Below are 15755 nucleotides of genomic sequence, written 5' to 3'. Positions count from 1 at the left end.
CGCTTACTCCGCCGCGACCTTGGCGCCGGCGTAGGAGCCGGGGGCCGCGCGATATCGGGTGATCCGCTCTTCGATCTCGGGGCGGAAGTGGCGGAACAGGCCCTGGATCGGCCAGGCGGCCGCATCGCCCAAGCCGCAGATGGTGTGGCCCTCGACCTGACTGGCGACATCCAGCAGCAGGTCGATCTCGCTCATCTCGGCCTCGCCGGTGACCATCCGCTCCATCACCCGCCACATCCAGCCGGTGCCCTCGCGGCACGGCGTGCACTGGCCGCAGCTCTCGTGCTTGTAGAAATACGACGCCCGGGCGATCGCCTTCACCAGGTCGGCGTCCTTGTCCATGACGATCATGGTGCCGGTGCCCAGCCCCGAGCCCCGCGCCTGCAGGTCTTCGTACGTCATGACGGCTTCGTCGCACTCGGCCGCGGGGATCATCCGCACCGATATGCCGCCCGGGATCACCGCCTTGAGGTTGGACCAGCCGCCGCGCACGCCGCCGAAATGGTCTTCGATCAGCTGCTTGACGGAGATGCCGACGGCCTCCTCGACCACGGCCGGCTTGTTGATGTGGCCCGAGGCCGCGAACAACTTGGTGCCGGTCGACTTCTCCGTGCCGAAGCCTGCGAACCATTCCGCCCCGCGCCGCAGGATCGTGCCCACCACGGCGATGGTCTCGACGTTGTTGACCGTGGTCGGACAGCCATAGATGCCGGCGCCGGCGGGGAACGGGGGCTTCAGGCGCGGCTGGCCCTTCTTGCCCTCGAAGCTCTCCATCAGGGCGGTCTCGTCGCCGCAGATATAGGCCCCGCCGCCGTGCGTCACGCGGACGTCGCAATCCCAGCCGTGAACGTTGCCCGGCCCGATCAGCCTGGCGTCATAGGCCTGGCGGATGGCGGCGGTCAGCCGCTCGCGCTCATGGACGTATTCGCCGCGGATATAGATGTAGGCGGTGTGCGCCCGCATGGCGCGGCAGGCGATCAGGCAACCCTCGATCAAGAGATGCGGATCGTTGCGCAGGATGTCGCGGTCCTTGCAGGCGCCGGGCTCGCTCTCGTCGGCGTTGACCAGCAGATAGTGCGGCCGCTCGCTCTCCTGCTTGGGCATGAAGGTCCACTTCAGCCCGGTGGCGAAGCCTGCGCCGCCGCGGCCGCGCAGGCCCGAGGCCTTGATCTGGTCGCAGATCCACTCCGGCGTCTGGGCCAGGATGTCCTTCGTCCCGTTCCAGCACCCGCGCGTCTTGGCGCCCTCCAGGCTCCAGTCATGGACGCCATAGATGTTGGTGAAGATGCGGTCCTTGTCCTGCAGGATACCGACCACGGCCTAGCGCACTCCCTTATCCGCGCGCCGAAGGCTCGCGATGAACCAGATCTGGGCGCCGATGCCCACGGCGATCAGGCCGGCGAAGACGGCCAGCGCCCAATCGAGATGCAGGGCGAAATAGCCGTAGAGCGCCGCGGCGGCCGCCAGAACGGCGATCGCATTGACCGCGGCCATCATCATGAGACGCCGCTTGGCGGCCTTGACGTCGAGGGTCACGCCCGCTCCTTCGCCGGAAGGTTCGGGATCTTCACCGGCTTGCCGCGGCTGCCGTCGTAGAGCTTCGGATCGGTGAGCGCGATCGGCCCGCCTTCCGGGGCCGAGCCCTGGCGGCCGATGGCCGAGCCGGGCTTGGGGGTCTTGCCCGCCGCGAAGGCGTCCAGCAGCGTCTCGAAGCTCTCCGGCGTCAGGTCCTCGTAGTAATAGTCGTTGATGGCGGCCATGGGCGCGTTGGCGCAGGCGCCCATGCACTCCACTTCCTGCCAATAGAACTTGCCGTCGGCCGAGCGATGGTCGCGCGGGCCGAATTTGCGCTGGCAGACCGCGATCAGCCCCTCGGCCCCGCGCAGCTGGCACGGCGTGGTGCCGCACACCTGCACCAGCCCATGCGTGCCCACCGGCCCCAGCATGAACATGGTGTAGAAGGTCGCCACCTCGAGCACCCGGATCACCGGCATCCCGAGCAACTCGGCCACCGCGCGGATGGCGGGCTCGGAGACCCAGCCCTCCTGCTTCTGCACGAACCACAAGACCCCGATCACCGCCGACTGCTGGCGGCCGGGCGGAAAGTTGGCCATGTGGGCGCGGGCGGCCTTCAGCATCGCCGGCTTGAACTCGAAGCTGGCGGGCTGGACCTCGGCCAGGCGGCGGACGCTCAACGGTCGATCTCCCCGAACACGATATCCAGCGAGCCCAGAATGGCGGAGACGTCGGCCAGCATGTGGCCGCGATTCATCCAGTCCATGGCCTGCAGGTGCGGATAGCCGGGCGCGCGGATCTTGGCCCGGTACGGCTTGTTGGTGCCGTCCGAGACCAGGAAGATGCCGAACTCGCCCTTAGGCGCCTCGACGGCCGCATAGACCTCCCCGGCCGGCGGCCGGTAGCCCTCGGTGTAGAGCTTGAAGTGGTGGATGAGCGCCTCCATCGAGCGCTTCATCTCGCCGCGCCGGGGCGCCGCCAGCTTGTGGTCGTCCGTCAGCACCAGGCCGGGCGTCTTCATCAGCCGCGCGCACGCCTGCTGCATGATCTTGGTCGACTGGCGCATCTCCTCCATGCGGCAGAGGTAGCGGTCGTAGCAGTCGCCGTGCACGCCGATCGGGATGTCGAACTCGAACTCGCTGTACAGCCCGTAGGGCTGGGTGCGGCGCAGGTCCCACTCGATGCCCGAGCCGCGCACCATGACGCCGGAGAAGCCCCAGGCCAGGGCCTGGTCCCTGGTCACCTTGCCGATGTCGACATTGCGCTGCTTGAAGATGCGGTTGCCGGTGATCAGCCCCTCGATGTCGTCGAGCACCTTGGGGAAATGGGCGCACCAGTCGGCGATGTCGCTCACCAGCTCCGGCGGCAGGTCCTGGCGCACCCCGCCCACGCGGTAGTAGTTGGCGTGCATGCGCGCGCCCGAGGCCCGCTCATAGAACACCATCAGCTTCTCGCGCTCTTCGAAGCCCCACAGCGGCGGGGTCAGCGCGCCCACGTCCATCGCCTGGGTGGTGACGTTGAGCAGGTGGTTCAGGATGCGGCCGATCTCGTCGTAGAGCACGCGGATCAACAGGCCCCGCACCGGGACCTGGACGTCCATCAGCTTTTCCAGGGCGAGCACATAGGCGTGCTCCTGGTTCATGGGCGCCACGTAATCCAGGCGGTCCATGTAGGGGATGGTCTGCTGGTAGGGCCGGGCCTCCATCAGCTTCTCGGTGCCGCGGTGCAGCAGGCCGATGTGCGGGTCGACGCGCTCGACGATCTCGCCGTCCAGCTCGAGGACCAGGCGCAGCACCCCGTGGGCCGCCGGATGCTGCGGGCCGAAGTTGATGTTGAAGCGGCGGACCTTGGTCTCGCCGGGAACGGTGGGGGCGAAGACGTCGGTCTCTTCGGCGGGGGCGTTGGCGCCGGTCATGACTTGGCGCCCCGCTTGTCGGCGACCTTGGCCTTCTCGTCGCCGGGCAGCGGCGCGAAGCCGCGTTCGGCGCCCTCCCAGGGGGACAGGAAGTCGAGGTTGCGCCACTCCACCGACTTCACCGGCTCATAGACCACCCGCTTCAGTTCGTCGTCGTAGCGGACCTCGACGTAGCCGGTCATCGGGAAGTCCTTGCGCAGCGGGTGGCCGTGGAAGCCGTAGTCGGTGAGGATGCGGCGCAGGTCCGGATGGCCCTCGAAGAAGATGCCGTACATGTCGAAGGCTTCGCGCTCCGACCAGTCGGCGTTGGGATAGACCCCGGTCACCGACGGGACGGCGGTGTCCTCGTCGGTCTGGATCGTCACCCGCACCCGCAGGTTCCGGGTCATGGACAGCAGCAGATAGACCACGTCGAAGCGCCGCTCGCGCTCCGGATAGTCGACGCCGCACAGCTCCACGAGCTGCTGGAAGCCATGGACGTCGCGCAGGATCTTGAGCGTGTCGGCGATGCGCGGCGCCTGGGCGGTCAGCGCCAGCTCGCCGAACGCCACCTTGAAGCCGGTCAGCCCGCCGGCGCTATCGGCCACCAGCGTCTTGCCGATCCTGGACAGCTCTTTCGACGCCACCGGCCAGGTCATCGGATGATGGTCCCGGTGCGGCGGATCTTCTTCTGCAGCTGCAGCACGCCATAGACCAGCGCCTCGGCGGTGGGCGGGCAGCCGGGCACATAGACGTCCACCGGCACGATCCGGTCGCAGCCGCGGACCGTGGAATAGCTGAAGTAGTAGTAGCCGCCGCCGTTCGCGCAGGAGCCCATGGAGATCACGTACCTGGGCTCGGGCATCTGGTCGTAGACCTTGCGCAGCGCCGGAGCCATCTTGTTCACCAGCGTGCCGGCGACGATCATCACGTCGGACTGACGCGGGCTGCCGCGCGGCGCGAAGCCGAAGCGCTCCAGGTCGTAGCGCGGCATGGACGCCTGCATCATCTCCACCGCGCAGCAGGCGAGACCGAAGGTCATCCACATCAGCGAGCCCGTCCGGGCCCAGGTGATCAGGTCGTCCAGGCCAGCGGTGACGAAGCCCTTGTCGGCCAGGCTCTGCGAGACGCCGTCAAAATAGGGGTCGTGCTTCTGGGGATCGTACCCCTCGACGCTGCTGCGGGCGCCTTCGCCCGCAGATACAACGAGAGGCGATCGTGCGCCCTGCCTTGCTGACAAGAGGGGGGCTCCGCCCCCCGGGCCCGCGGGGACCACTACTCCCATTCCAGGGCCCCCTTCTTCCACTCGTAGATGAAGCCCACGGTCAGCACGCCCAGGAAGGCCATCATCGACCAGAAGGCGAAGTGGCTGGCCTCGACCGGCAGCTTCATCAGCGCCACCGCCCAGGGGAACAGGAAGGCCACTTCCAGGTCGAAGATGATGAACAGGATGGAGACCAGGTAGAAGCGCACGTCGAACTTCATCCGCGCGTCGTCGAAGGCGTTGAAGCCGCACTCGTAGGACGACAGCTTTTCCGGGTCCGGGGCGCTCGGCGCGAGCAGGGCTGCGCCGACGATGAAGGCAAGCCCCAGCGCCGCCGCGATGCCTAAGAAGATCACGATGGGCAGGTACTGAAGGAGGAACGCGGTCATGGGTGCCTCGGAGGAGTCGCGCGCCCTTCTAGACCACCCATTCCCGCGATTCAAACGGGGGTTCGCGTAGCGCTGAAAGCTCACGGAACCCGGGCGCAAAACTCACGGAAAACGCACCGCCCTGCGGCGCGACAGCCGGGCCAGCACTCTTCCGTTGACACGATTCGGGCCGGGACCTATTGGAGCCGCCTTCGCTCGGGCGCAGGCCCTATGCGGGTGTAGCTCAGTTGGTTAGAGCGCCGGCCTGTCACGCCGGAGGTCGCGGGTTCAAGTCCCGTCACTCGCGCCACTTCTCTCACGACATCCGGATTTCGCGCCCGTAGGGGCCCAGCGCCTCGATCAGCGGCGCGAGCTTGGCCGCGTGGCGTCGCCACCGGGCGACCGAGCCCGCATGGATCGGCCGCCTCACCTGGACGGCGCTCGCCGTCGCCACCGGCCGCTCCCGCTCGAAGAACCGCAACGCCGCCGGGTCCCATGGCAGGCCGGTGGCCGCGCCGAGGGCCCGGATGCCGGCCTCCGGATCGGCCACCAGCGCCTCGTAGCGCACCTCGACCACGCGGCCGGGCAGCACGGCGTCCCAGTGGGCCATCACGTCGCGGTAGCGCCGGTATTCCGCGCCGATCTCGGCCAGGTCGTAGAGCGTCTCATTGCCGTCCGCGAACAGCTGGCGGAAGCAGGCGAAGCCGGTGTCCACCGGGTCGCGCAGACTGTGCAGGATCACCGCCTTGGGGAACATGAGATGGATCAGCCCCACGTGCAGGTGGTTCTCGAGCGTCTTGTCGACGACTCGCGAAGCCCCGTCCCAGCCCCGCTCGCGCAGCGCGGCGAGGTACCGATCGGCGAGCGCGTGGATGGCGGCCGAACCCTTGGGCCCCTGCGGGTAGCCGCCGGCGACCAACCGGGGCAGCAGGCCCGTTTCCCCCATCGCCTGGACCCCGGAATGGCCGGCCAGGATCTGCTCGATCAGAGTCGAGCCAGACCGCGGGAAGCCGACGATGAAGATCGGCGCCACGGTCCCGGCCCCCCTGCCCTGATGAGCGGCGAGCCAGCCCGGCGTCACCGTCTCGCGGACATGGCGCGCCGCCACGGCCGAGGCCTCCGCCGCGTGGGGCGCGAGCGTGGCATGTTTCAGCCGGTTGCCGGCCGCATAGGCGTCGAACGCGGCGTCACCCTGGCCGCGGGCGTCCAGCGCCTCGCCGAGTGCGAACAAGAGGCCGGTCCGCGTCTGCGCGTCCAGCCGCGGATCATCGGCCGCGGGGCCCATGGCCGCCAGGTCGTCGTCGTCGATCGCCCCGGGGTCGAGCAGGGCGATGCGGGTGAGCGCCGCCCAGCGTTCGGCCGGCGTCCGCGCCAGGATGCGGTGCTGGGCGATGGCCTCGTCGGTGCGGCCGAGGATCGCCAGGGCGGTCGCCAGGGCCCTGCGGGTCTCGACCGCCTCCGGCCGCAGTTCCGCCGCCCGGCCGTAGGCCTGCGCCGCGGCCGGCCAGTCGCCGAGCTGCTGGCAGACGGCGCCCAGGTTGTGCAGCGCGGGCGCGTGGTCGGGGGTGGCTCCGACCACCTGCTCCAGCCGCCGCCGGGCGCGGGCCGGCTCCCCCAGCCGGATGTCGATCACGGCCAGGGAATAGGTCGCCCGGAGATCGCCCGGCGCCTGACGCTCCAGCCTGCGATAGGCCCCGGCCGCCGCGCTCAGCCGGCCAGCGGCGAAATGCGCGGCGGCGGCGTCGAGGCCGCGGGCCAGCGCGTCCGACCCGAGAGACTGTTTCAGAGGCTGGCGGTCGCGGGCCATCGGCCGATGTTAGGGGCCGGCGCCCGCCTTCGCCAGGGGAGCCGGGACGCGCCCCGCGAAGGGCGCGTCCCGGGCCAACCTATTTGAACCGGACCTGGACCTGCAGGCCATAAATCCGTGGGGCAATCAGGCTCTGGTTGATCGCCAGTTGGCCGGTTGTGTTCCCGGCCGCCGTCGGCGACAGGAGAAGGCTGCCCGTCTGGTTGTCGTAGCCTGTGTGGTTGAAGGCGTTCTGGACGAAGGCGATGACCGTGTAGCGGTCCTTCGCGTCCTTGAAACTCAAGCGGAAGTCCTCCTGATTGTAGGAGGGCGCCAGCGAATAGAAGCGGTTGAACAGGCTGCCGTACGTCTTGTCCTTCCAGACGTAGGTTCCCGACAGGGTCAGCGTGCCGGGGCCCAGGTCCCAGCTGTAGAGGGCGTTCGCCGAGAATTTGTTGGGCGGCGCCTCCGGCAGCTGGTTGCCCTTCAGGTTCTGCACCTTGGCGGTGGGCGAGGTCTGGGTGCAGCCACCGGTATTGGCCCCCGGTTCGACCGCCAGCGGATCGTTGGTGTCCTCGATGCAGGCGCCGGCGTCGTTCACCTTGGCGCTCAGGTGCGAGTACTGGAAACTGATAGTCAGAGGATCGATAGGCCGCCAGACGCCTTCCAGCTCGAAGCCGGTGATGTGCACGGACTTCAGGTTGAACAGCGAGGTCGCGATCAGGCCCTGGGCGTTCTGCACGGCGAGCGGGATCTGGTCGTTCTTGTAGTTGTAGTAGAAGGCCGCCGCATTGACCTGGAACTTTGCGGCGATGGTCTTCTTCAACCCCACCTCGTAGGCGTCCACGGTCTCCTTCTGCGTTTCCGGATTGGCGGCGATGGTGAAGGTCGAGAAGCCGCCGGCTTTGTACCCGCGGCTGTACTTGGCGTAGACCAGGGTGTCGTGGTCCGGCGTCCAGTCGATGTCGGCGTCGCCGGTCACCGCGCTCCAGCTGTCGCCCAGCGCGCGTTCGTAATTGCCCGTCGCCGGGTTGAGCACCGCCAGGCCCGCGCCCTGGAACGCCGTCGTGGCGTTGGCGCCGACCGCCGAGCCGGTCACGTCCAGGGCCGGGGTGTTGGCCCCGAAGCTGGTGGAAGTGAAGCCGGGAATGACGTCGAATTCCTCGAAGCGCCAGAGCTGGCGGCCGTTCTTCTTGTCCTTCGAATAACGCAGGCCGCCGGTCACCTTCCACTCGTCGCTGAACTTGTAGCTGGCCTGCCCGAACGCCGCGTAGGAGGTGTAGGTGAGGAAGGTGTCGGAGGTGGAGATGGCGCTCGCCGGGTTGGCGGGCGTCGGGATCAGCGTTCCACCCGCCCCAATCGAGAAGGGGTGCTGCAACTGGGTCTGGTTGGGCATCACGCCGGCCCAGACCGGCTGTTCGTACTTCTCATGATAGTAGTAGGCGCCCAGGATCCACTGGAACGGCCCGCCGGTCGTCGAGACCAGGTCGAACTCGTGGCTGAAGAACTGGTCCATCTCGACGAAATGGGTCCAGTTCGGCGAGGGGTTGATCGCCAGGGGCTGGGTGCAGCCGGCTGTCGTGAGGCCCTCGGCCGCCGCGTTCAGCGCGCATAGGCCCCCCGCCGCCGGCGCGCCGGCCACCGAATAGGTCGACAGCCCGGCGTCCAGCGCTCCGGTGAAGTTCAGCTGGTAGTTGAACTTCTGGAAGCCGGCCAGATAGGTCAGGTCGACGCCCGGGGCGTGATAGGTCCAGTTGGTGGCCAGCGAGATGTCGGCCCGCTGTTTGTTGGTCGAAGGCGCCGACTGGATAAAGGTCCGCGGGTCGGCCGTGGTCGGGTTGTTGCCCGGGAACATATTGGCCGTGAAGGGCCCCGCGGGGGTCACGCTCACGACGGCCGGCCCCGTGGCGCAGCCGGGATTGGCCGCAGCGACGCCGGCGATGCCGCACAGGCCGAAGAAGCTGGAGGGCGAGAAGGAGCCGTTCAGCTGGAAGTTGGTCGGGATCGCGCCCCGTTCGGCGACCGTGTGGTAGTTGGTTTCGTAGAGGCCGCTGGAGACCATCCCCCAGGCGTCGAGATGCTCGCCGAGGTTGGCGTCGAGCTGGGCTTCCCAGTACTGGGTGCGGCCGCTGTTGCCTTGCGGGCCGGTGCCGCCCTGGCGGGCGCCGTCCAGGTTCTTGAAGAAGCCGCCGCTCTCGTCGGTGTAGTTGCCGCCCAGGCGGAAGCGCAGGTTGTCGGTGATCGGGCCCGAGACCACGGCCTCGCCGAACCACTTGTCGTAGTTGGCGACGCCCGCGCGGCCTTCGGCGTAGTAATCCTTGGTCGGGCGCTTGGACACATAGTTGATCGTGCCGCCGTCCGAGTTCGCGCCGTGAAGGGTGTTCTGCGGCCCGCGGTCGACCTCGATGGTGTCGATGAACAGGTCGGAATGCTGCAGGATGGTGGTGGCGTTCGCGCCATCGTAGACGCCGTTGTAATAGACCGCGACCGCCGAGGCGACGGCGAGGTTGTCGGTGTTGCGCCCGACGCCGCGCAGGTAGGGCCGGTTGGCGATCGAGTTGTAGTGAAGGCCCGGCGTGAAATTGGTCAGGTCCTGGATCGACTCGATGCCGATCAATGACCTCTGGTCGGCGCTGAAGGCGGTGACCGCGACCGGCACGGTCTCCAGCCGCTCGGCGCGGCGCTCGGCGGTGACCACGAGATCTTCGAGTGTGGTCGCCGCGGCGGCGTTCCCGGCGGGTGCGTCGGCCGCATGGGCCTGCACGGCGAAAAGACTGGCGGCCACGGCAAGACCCGAGGCGCCCGCGAGATAGGCGTGTTTCTTCATGGTGTTCCTCCCGGCGATGCCCCCCGGGCCCGGCTCTACGGCCAGATCCCGTCGGAAACAGTAGGCAGTCCTGCCCACAAACCGGAGCGTAGGCGCCGGAGGTTGAGCTTGGCAAGACCGGGTTGCGTGGACGAAACATAACGCCGGTAGGTGTGTCTCGCGCTTCACAGGGGGGCCGGCCTGCGCCAAGCGTGGCTCAGGGTTTCAGGAGCGGAACATGGACGAACCGACGCGTGACGCGCATGTGACGGCCGTGCGAGAGCGCGGTTACACCATCGTGGAGAACGCCATCGCGCCGCAGCTGGTCGAGGCGCTGGCCGAGGCCTTGGCGCGGCTGGAACGCGAGCTCGGCGCCAGGCCCGCGGAAAACCCGTTCGAAGGCCATCGCACGGTCCGCATCTATAACCTGCTGGCCCACGGGGCGCCGTTCGCGCAGGTCCCGGTCCATCCCGCCGTGCTCCCCATCGTCGAGGCGGTGCTCGACCCCGGCTGCCTGATCTCCTCGCTCTCCTCCATCGCCATCGACCCCGGCGAGACCGCCCAGCCGATCCACGCCGACGACCAGGTCATCCCGCTGGCCAAGCCGCACGCGCCGCTGGTCTGCAACTCCATGTGGGCGCTCACCGACTTCACCGAGGCCAATGGCGCGACCCGCCTGGTCCCCGGCAGCCACCTGTCGCCCAACCCAGAGTACGGCGGCGTCTACGAGACCATCGCCGCGGAGATGCCCAGGGGCAGCGTGCTGATCTGGGACGGCGCGCTGTGGCACGGCGGTGGCGCGAACCGCACCCAGGCGCGGCGCACCGGGGTGGCGATGAACTACTGCGCCGGCTTCATCCGTCAGCAGGAGAACCAGCAGCTGGGCGTTCCGCCGGACGTGGCGCGCGGCTTCCCTCCGCGCCTGCAGGAGCTGATGGGCTACGGCGTCTATCGCGGCCTGATCGGCCACATCGAGAAGCAAAGCCCGGCCCAGCGCCTGAACGGCGGCGGCGACTTCCGCTCGATCTGGGATTCGATCTAGAGCAGGTAACTCACCGCCGCAGCCGTCACCAGCAGCCGCACCAGCCAGCCGACGGCGTGTGAGGCGGCGATATAGGGGCTGAGCCTGATCCAGAGGCTGTTGGTGAAGAGGATCGGGATCGCCAGGATCACCCAGACCGCCACCGCCATCTTCACGCCGGACATCAGGGCCACGTGGCCGGTGGCGGACAGCAGCCAGGCGAAGGCCGCGCAGGTGATCAGGCCGATCAGCTCGGAATAGATGATCTTCCTGGTCTCGCTGGTCCCCTGCCGCCAGATCTCAGGGGCTTCCTGGTACTTCGCCTTGAACAGCAGGCCCATGAACACGTAATCGGTGATCGATGCGACCACGCCGCTGACCACGACGACCAGCGCCAGATGCGTCCAATTCATAGCGTCCTCCCCCATTCCCTGACGGCATCTTCCGCCAATCGGGGACAATGGTGAAGCTTACTTTGAAAACACCGACTTCGGCATCATCACGTGGACGCCCTTGTTGCGGTCCACCACCTCGGTGATGTCGGCGTCGCCGGCGATGCTGGTCAGCATATAGGCGTCGTCGCGCGACAGGCCCTTGGTGGCCGTCAGGAACTCCACCATCTCGCGCACCGCCTTGTGGGCGGCGATGGACAGGTCGTCGTCGAAGCCCATGGCGATGTAGTGGGTCGGCGTCTCGGCGCGCGGATAGGCGGTCTTCAGGTCCTTGCGGACGATGAACTGGAAGGTCCCGGTGAGCGAGGTCTCCATGGCGGTGACGTCCACCTCGCCGTTGCCCTGGCCGGCATGGCCGTCGCCGACCTCGAAGAGGGCCCCCTTGTCGAACACCGGCAGGTAGAGGGTCGTGCCGGCCACCAGCTCCTTGTTGTCCATATTGCCGCCGATGAAGGTGGGCGGCGTGGAATCGTAGCGCCCGATGGCCGGCGGCGGGGCCACGCCCATGCTGCCGAAGAAGGGATGCAGCGGCACGGTCACGCCGGGCGCGAAGCGGGCGACCATCCGCTCCCGGTCCAGCGGGATGATCTTGGTCCGCGCATAGGGGAATTCCTCCGACAGGATCCCCGCCCCATAGCGGAAGCCGTTGTAGGCATAGGGGATCGCCAGATCGATCTTCAGGATGCGGATCTCCAGCGTGTCGCCGGGCTCCGCCCCCTCGATGTAGATCGGGCCCGTCAGGATATGCCCGCCCGGTCCCTTGTCGGTGACCTTGGCGTAGATCTCCCGCAGCGAGGCCTCCACCTGGTCGGGCGGGACGCCGTTGCGCTCCAGGCCGGTCGGGCTGTTGGTCAGCAGGGTATGGACCACCACGGTGTCGCCGGAGCGGATGGTCAGGGCCGGCGGGTGGGCGGCGTCGTAGTTGCCCCAGGCCACCGTCGCCGGCGTCGCCTGCAGTTCGAAGCTCGCCGCCTGCGCGCCGCCCGCCGCGAGCACCGCCGCGGCGGCCGCCATCCCCAGTCCCCGTCGCATATCCCCCACCCTTTCCCTCAGCCGGCGCGCAGCGGTTTCAGCGCGCCCGCCCATTTCACCAGTTCGTCCAGCATGGCCTTGGCCGAAGCCTCGATCGGCGGGCTCGGCTGGAAATGGCCGTCCTTGTCCATGTGGGTCGGCAGGGGAATGCTGACGCCCTCCGGCACGGTCATCACCTTCACCGAGGTTAGCATCAGCTTTTCCATCTGGGCGGCCCGCGCTCCACCGAGCGGCCCGCCGTAGCTGACGATGCCGGCGACCTTGTAGGCCCACTCCCTGAACAGGAAATCCACCGCGTTCACGAAGCTCGGCGGCGGGGTGTAATTGTACTCCGGCGTCACGAACACGAAGGCGTCGGCCGAGGCCACGCTGGCGCTCCAGGCCTTGGTGTGATCGTGGGCGTAGTCCTGGAAGCGCGGGTGCTTCGGCTCGTCGAAGATCGGCAGGCGGAAGCTGTCCAGGTCGACGGCCTCGACCTCGAACCCGCCATGCGCCGCGGCGAAGCCGTGGAACCACTGGGCCACCTTGGGGCCCACTCGCCCGGGCCGCGTCGAGACGGTGATCACGTTCAGCTTCAGCGGCATCAGCGGCGCTCCTGATCCCCCGACCGGAGCGCCCTTCTAACGCCTTTGCGTCGCCCTACGCCACCGGCTCGGACTGCCGTTCCAGGACGAAGTCGTCCGGGTTGGGCGCCAGCGTCGCGCGCCAGTAGTCGATCAGGCCGAAAGGCCAGTTCTGGCTGACCCGGCCAAACGCGTTCTTGTACCAGCTGGTCACGTGCGGCGAGCCCCAGGCCCAGCCCTTGTTGGCCTCGTCCACCTTGACGTTGAAGGCGTCGTGGACGCCCGGCTTGACCTCCATGGCCGCGGCCCCGGTCTCGGCCAGCAGCCTCAGGCAGCCCAGGATGTAGCGCACCGCGCATTCGGAGAAGAAGATGATCGAGCCGTTGACGACGATGTTGGTGTTCGGTCCGTAGATGAGGAAGAAGTTGGGGAACCCCGGCACCGTCATGCCGAGGTAGGCGCGCGCGTCGCCGCCCCAGCTGTCGTGCAGGTCGCGCCCGCCCCTGCCCTTCACCTTGTAGAACGACAGGAAGTTCGAGGCCTGGAAGCCGGTGCCGTAGATGATCACGTCGACCTCGTGCTCGACGCCGTCGGCGGTGACCACGCCCTTGGGCGTGATCGCGGTGACCTTGTCGGTGACCAGCTCGACGTTGCTGCGCTTCAAGGCGCCCAGCCACACGCCGTTGTCGAGCACCGCGCGTTTTCCCCCGATAGGGTAGCCTGGCACCACCCGGTCCACCAGGTCCGGCCGGTCGGCCACCTGGGCCGCCAGGTACTGGCCGACCATCTCGCGCAGCTCGGCATTGGCCTGGCTGACCGCGCCCGGCGAGCCGTTCCACGACGGGTCGGACTTGACCATCGGCAGGAAGCCCTCGGTCGTCGTCCAGAACAGGAAGAAGCGGTACCACTTGTCATAGTAGGGCACGTTGTCGAGCAGCCACTTGAAGCCCTCCGGCACGTCCTCGTGGTAGTGCGGCACCGGCAGCGCCCAGGGCGGGTTGCGCATGAACACCGTCAGCTTCGCCACCTCGGGCGCGATCTCCGGCACGAACTGGAAGGCCGAGGCGCCGGTGCCGATCACCGCCACCCGCTTGCCCTTCAGGTCGACGTCGTGGCGCCACTCGGCGGAGTGGAAGCTCTGGCCTGCGAAGCTGTCGCGGCCCTCGATGTCCGGATAGCGCGGCCGGTTGAGCTGGCCGACGGCCGAAATCACCGCATTGGCCTCGACGACCTCGGTGCGGCCGTCCTTGTCCTTGAGCGTCACCCGCCAGACGTCCTTGGCCTCGTCCCAGACGCAGGCCTCGACCAGGGTCTCGAAGCGGATGTGCTGCCTCAGGCCGTATTTGTCGGCGATGCCCTTGAAGTATTTCAGCAGCTCCGGCTGCGGCGAGAAGAACTGCGGCCAGGCGTGGTTCGGCTCGAAGGAGTAGCTGTACATGTGGTTCGAATTGTCGACCCGGCAGCCCGGATAGGTGTTCACCAGCCAGGTGCCGCCCACGTCGGGGTTCTTGTCGACGATCTCGAAGGGCACGCCCGCCTGGTTGAGCCGGATGCCGGTCAGCAGTCCCGACATCCCGGCCCCGATCACCAGCACCTTCAGCTTGCGGACCGCTTCCTTGAGTTTCGGCTGCTCGAACTGCGGGTCCTTGGTGCTGCGGCCGACGATGGCCAGCTCGTCCATGGCGAAGTCGGCATAGCTCTCCGGGATGTCCACGCCGGCCACGAAGTCCATCATCTTGCGGACGGTGGCCACCTCGGGGCTGGGCGGCAGCTTGCGATCGCCGGCCAGGAACTGGGCGATGGCGGCGCGGGCTGCGGCGCGGATCTCGGCGTCGGTCTCGGGGCCCAGGCCGGTCTCGCCGCGCGACAGGGGCTGGTACTGCGGCCGCCACGCCGGACGCAGCCATGACGCATCGCCGGTGATGTGCACCAGCGCCGCCAGCAGCGCCGGCAGATGGGCCACGGCCAGGGCGTCGTCCAGCATCTCTGCAGGCATCCTTGCGTTTCCTCGGAAGATTATCGTTGTTCAGGCGAGCATGCCCCCGCGCCGCGCGAAGCGGAAGGGGGACGCGACGTCAGGCGGACCCGGTCTGGGCCGCTTCGATGCGGCGGGCGACCTGCGCAGGCAGGGCCATGCCGGACGCGGCGAGGTCTTCGCGCAGGTGCGCCAGGCGCGTGGTGCCGATCACCGCCGCCGAAACGCCCGCGTTGGCCAGCACATAGGCGAGCGCGGCCTGGGAGCCGGTCATGCCGCCCAGCCGGTGCAGGAAGCCGAACCGCGCGCCGGCCCTCACCTCGCCACGGTGGCGCACCAGGCCGCGGGCGGCGTACCAGAGGTCCTGGATCCCGCGGATCTTCGCCACCTTCAGGCCGGTGTGGCCCATGGCCAGCGGCATGCCGGCCAGGACGCCCTTGCCGGCCGCGGCGGCCCGGGCGATCAGCGGCGCCCGCTCGGGGCGCAGGACGTTGTAGTCGATCATCACGGCATCGATCCCGGTCAGGCCGATGGCATGGTCGATCACCGCCGGATCGAAGCTGTTGACGCCGGCGGCGCGGATCAGCCCGCGGGCCTTCAGCTCGGCCAGCGCGCCTAGCAGCTCGTCGTTCAGTTCGCTGCGCATCGGCCCGTGCAGCTGCAGCAGCGGCAGGGACTCGAGGCCGAGGGTCTTCAAGCTGCGCTCGGCGCTCGCCCGCACGGCGGCGGCGGAGAAGTCTCGCCCGACCCGGCCGCGCCCGGCGGCATAGGTCCCGGCCTTGCTGGCGATCACCAGCCGCGAGACGTCGCGCCCCTTCAGCGCCCGCCCGAGCCTGGGCTCCGCCTCGCCCCCGGAATAGCTGGCGCCGGTGTCGAACAGGGTGACGCCGAGGTCGAGGGCGGCGTGCACCAGCCCCAGCGCGCTCCGCTCGGCGAAGGCCGGCTTGCCCCACCAGCTGGCGCAGCCGAAGCCGATCTCCGAGACCGTCAGCCCCGTCGCGCCGAGCGGGCGGTAGAGCATGGCGCGGTCAGGGCGCCTCTTGCGCGTCGGCCAGCGCCACGGTGGTCATGTCCGGCTC

Annotated in this window: 15 protein-coding genes and 1 tRNA gene; 2 read left to right on the top strand and 14 right to left on the bottom strand. The window is 68.6% G+C overall.

The features are described from left to right. Positions 1 to 3 precede the first annotated feature (3 nt). From nuoF to VGT80_RS06470, 7 genes are read right to left on the bottom strand one after another with little or no spacing between them, the layout of a single operon-like run. Positions 4 to 1317 carry an NADH-quinone oxidoreductase subunit NuoF gene (gene nuoF / locus VGT80_RS06500; RefSeq protein WP_327454018.1) on the bottom strand — a complete coding sequence of 438 codons (1314 nt, stop codon included), beginning with the start codon at positions 1315 to 1317 and terminating at the stop codon, positions 4 to 6. A 3-nt stretch (positions 1318 to 1320) separates the two neighbouring features. Beyond that, on the bottom strand, positions 1321 to 1536 hold the full coding sequence (locus VGT80_RS06495) for a hypothetical protein (protein WP_327454017.1): 216 nt from the start codon (positions 1534 to 1536) through the stop codon (positions 1321 to 1323). Then, positions 1533 to 2195, bottom strand: a complete 663-nt coding sequence (gene nuoE, locus VGT80_RS06490; RefSeq protein ID WP_327454015.1) for an NADH-quinone oxidoreductase subunit NuoE — start codon at positions 2193 to 2195, stop codon at positions 1533 to 1535. Before nuoE ends, VGT80_RS06495 begins: the two co-directional genes overlap by 4 nt. Then, complete coding sequence (locus tag VGT80_RS06485; protein ID WP_327454013.1) at positions 2192 to 3430, bottom strand: NADH-quinone oxidoreductase subunit D; 1239 nt, start codon at positions 3428 to 3430, stop codon at positions 2192 to 2194. Before VGT80_RS06485 ends, nuoE begins: the two co-directional genes overlap by 4 nt. After that, positions 3427 to 4068 (bottom strand): NADH-quinone oxidoreductase subunit C, encoded by a 642-nt coding sequence (locus VGT80_RS06480; RefSeq protein WP_327454011.1) that lies wholly within the window; start codon positions 4066 to 4068, stop codon positions 3427 to 3429. Before VGT80_RS06480 ends, VGT80_RS06485 begins: the two co-directional genes overlap by 4 nt. Beyond that, a complete protein-coding gene (locus VGT80_RS06475) occupies positions 4065 to 4715 on the bottom strand; it encodes an NADH-quinone oxidoreductase subunit B family protein (protein ID WP_327454009.1) in 651 nt (216 codons plus the stop codon). Before VGT80_RS06475 ends, VGT80_RS06480 begins: the two co-directional genes overlap by 4 nt. After that, positions 4685 to 5062, bottom strand: a complete 378-nt coding sequence (locus VGT80_RS06470) for an NADH-quinone oxidoreductase subunit A (protein WP_327454007.1) — start codon at positions 5060 to 5062, stop codon at positions 4685 to 4687. Before VGT80_RS06470 ends, VGT80_RS06475 begins: the two co-directional genes overlap by 31 nt. Positions 5063 to 5274: 212 nt before the next feature. Between VGT80_RS06470 and VGT80_RS06465 the strand changes: the two genes are divergently transcribed. Continuing rightward, positions 5275 to 5351, top strand: a tRNA-Asp gene (locus VGT80_RS06465). 6 nt (positions 5352 to 5357) lie between these two features. Here VGT80_RS06465 and VGT80_RS06460 read toward each other — a convergent pair. Continuing rightward, a complete protein-coding gene (locus tag VGT80_RS06460; RefSeq protein WP_327454005.1) occupies positions 5358 to 6848 on the bottom strand; it encodes a tetratricopeptide repeat-containing sulfotransferase family protein in 1491 nt (496 codons plus the stop codon). A 79-nt stretch (positions 6849 to 6927) separates the two neighbouring features. After that, positions 6928 to 9654 carry a TonB-dependent receptor gene (locus tag VGT80_RS06455; protein WP_327454003.1) on the bottom strand — a complete coding sequence of 909 codons (2727 nt, stop codon included), beginning with the start codon at positions 9652 to 9654 and terminating at the stop codon, positions 6928 to 6930. Positions 9655 to 9871: 217 nt separating this feature from the next. On the opposite strand from VGT80_RS06455, the gene VGT80_RS06450 reads away from it, so the two are divergent. After that, positions 9872 to 10675 carry a phytanoyl-CoA dioxygenase family protein gene (locus VGT80_RS06450; protein ID WP_327454001.1) on the top strand — a complete coding sequence of 268 codons (804 nt, stop codon included), beginning with the start codon at positions 9872 to 9874 and terminating at the stop codon, positions 10673 to 10675. Here VGT80_RS06450 and VGT80_RS06445 read toward each other — a convergent pair. From VGT80_RS06445 to VGT80_RS06425, 5 genes are all read right to left on the bottom strand, one after another. Beyond that, positions 10672 to 11067 carry a DUF1761 domain-containing protein gene (locus VGT80_RS06445; protein WP_327453999.1) on the bottom strand — a complete coding sequence of 132 codons (396 nt, stop codon included), beginning with the start codon at positions 11065 to 11067 and terminating at the stop codon, positions 10672 to 10674. The two genes, VGT80_RS06450 and VGT80_RS06445, sit on opposite strands and share 4 nt — an antisense overlap. A gap of 57 nt (positions 11068 to 11124) precedes the next feature. Next, complete coding sequence (locus VGT80_RS06440) at positions 11125 to 12138, bottom strand: acetamidase/formamidase family protein (RefSeq protein ID WP_327453997.1); 1014 nt, start codon at positions 12136 to 12138, stop codon at positions 11125 to 11127. 17 nt (positions 12139 to 12155) lie between these two features. Then, on the bottom strand, positions 12156 to 12722 hold the full coding sequence (locus tag VGT80_RS06435; RefSeq protein WP_327453995.1) for an NADPH-dependent FMN reductase: 567 nt from the start codon (positions 12720 to 12722) through the stop codon (positions 12156 to 12158). A 55-nt stretch (positions 12723 to 12777) separates the two neighbouring features. Beyond that, positions 12778 to 14697 (bottom strand): flavin-containing monooxygenase, encoded by a 1920-nt coding sequence (locus VGT80_RS06430; protein ID WP_327453993.1) that lies wholly within the window; start codon positions 14695 to 14697, stop codon positions 12778 to 12780. A gap of 79 nt (positions 14698 to 14776) precedes the next feature. Beyond that, positions 14777 to 15697 carry an aldo/keto reductase gene (locus VGT80_RS06425; protein ID WP_327453991.1) on the bottom strand — a complete coding sequence of 307 codons (921 nt, stop codon included), beginning with the start codon at positions 15695 to 15697 and terminating at the stop codon, positions 14777 to 14779. Positions 15698 to 15755 lie beyond the last annotated feature (58 nt).

The organism is Phenylobacterium sp., from assembly GCF_035944335.1.
GTDB lineage: Bacteria > Pseudomonadota > Alphaproteobacteria > Caulobacterales > Caulobacteraceae > Phenylobacterium.
Note: the sequence above shows the minus strand (reverse complement) of the source record. Positions and strands in the feature narration are given on the sequence as shown.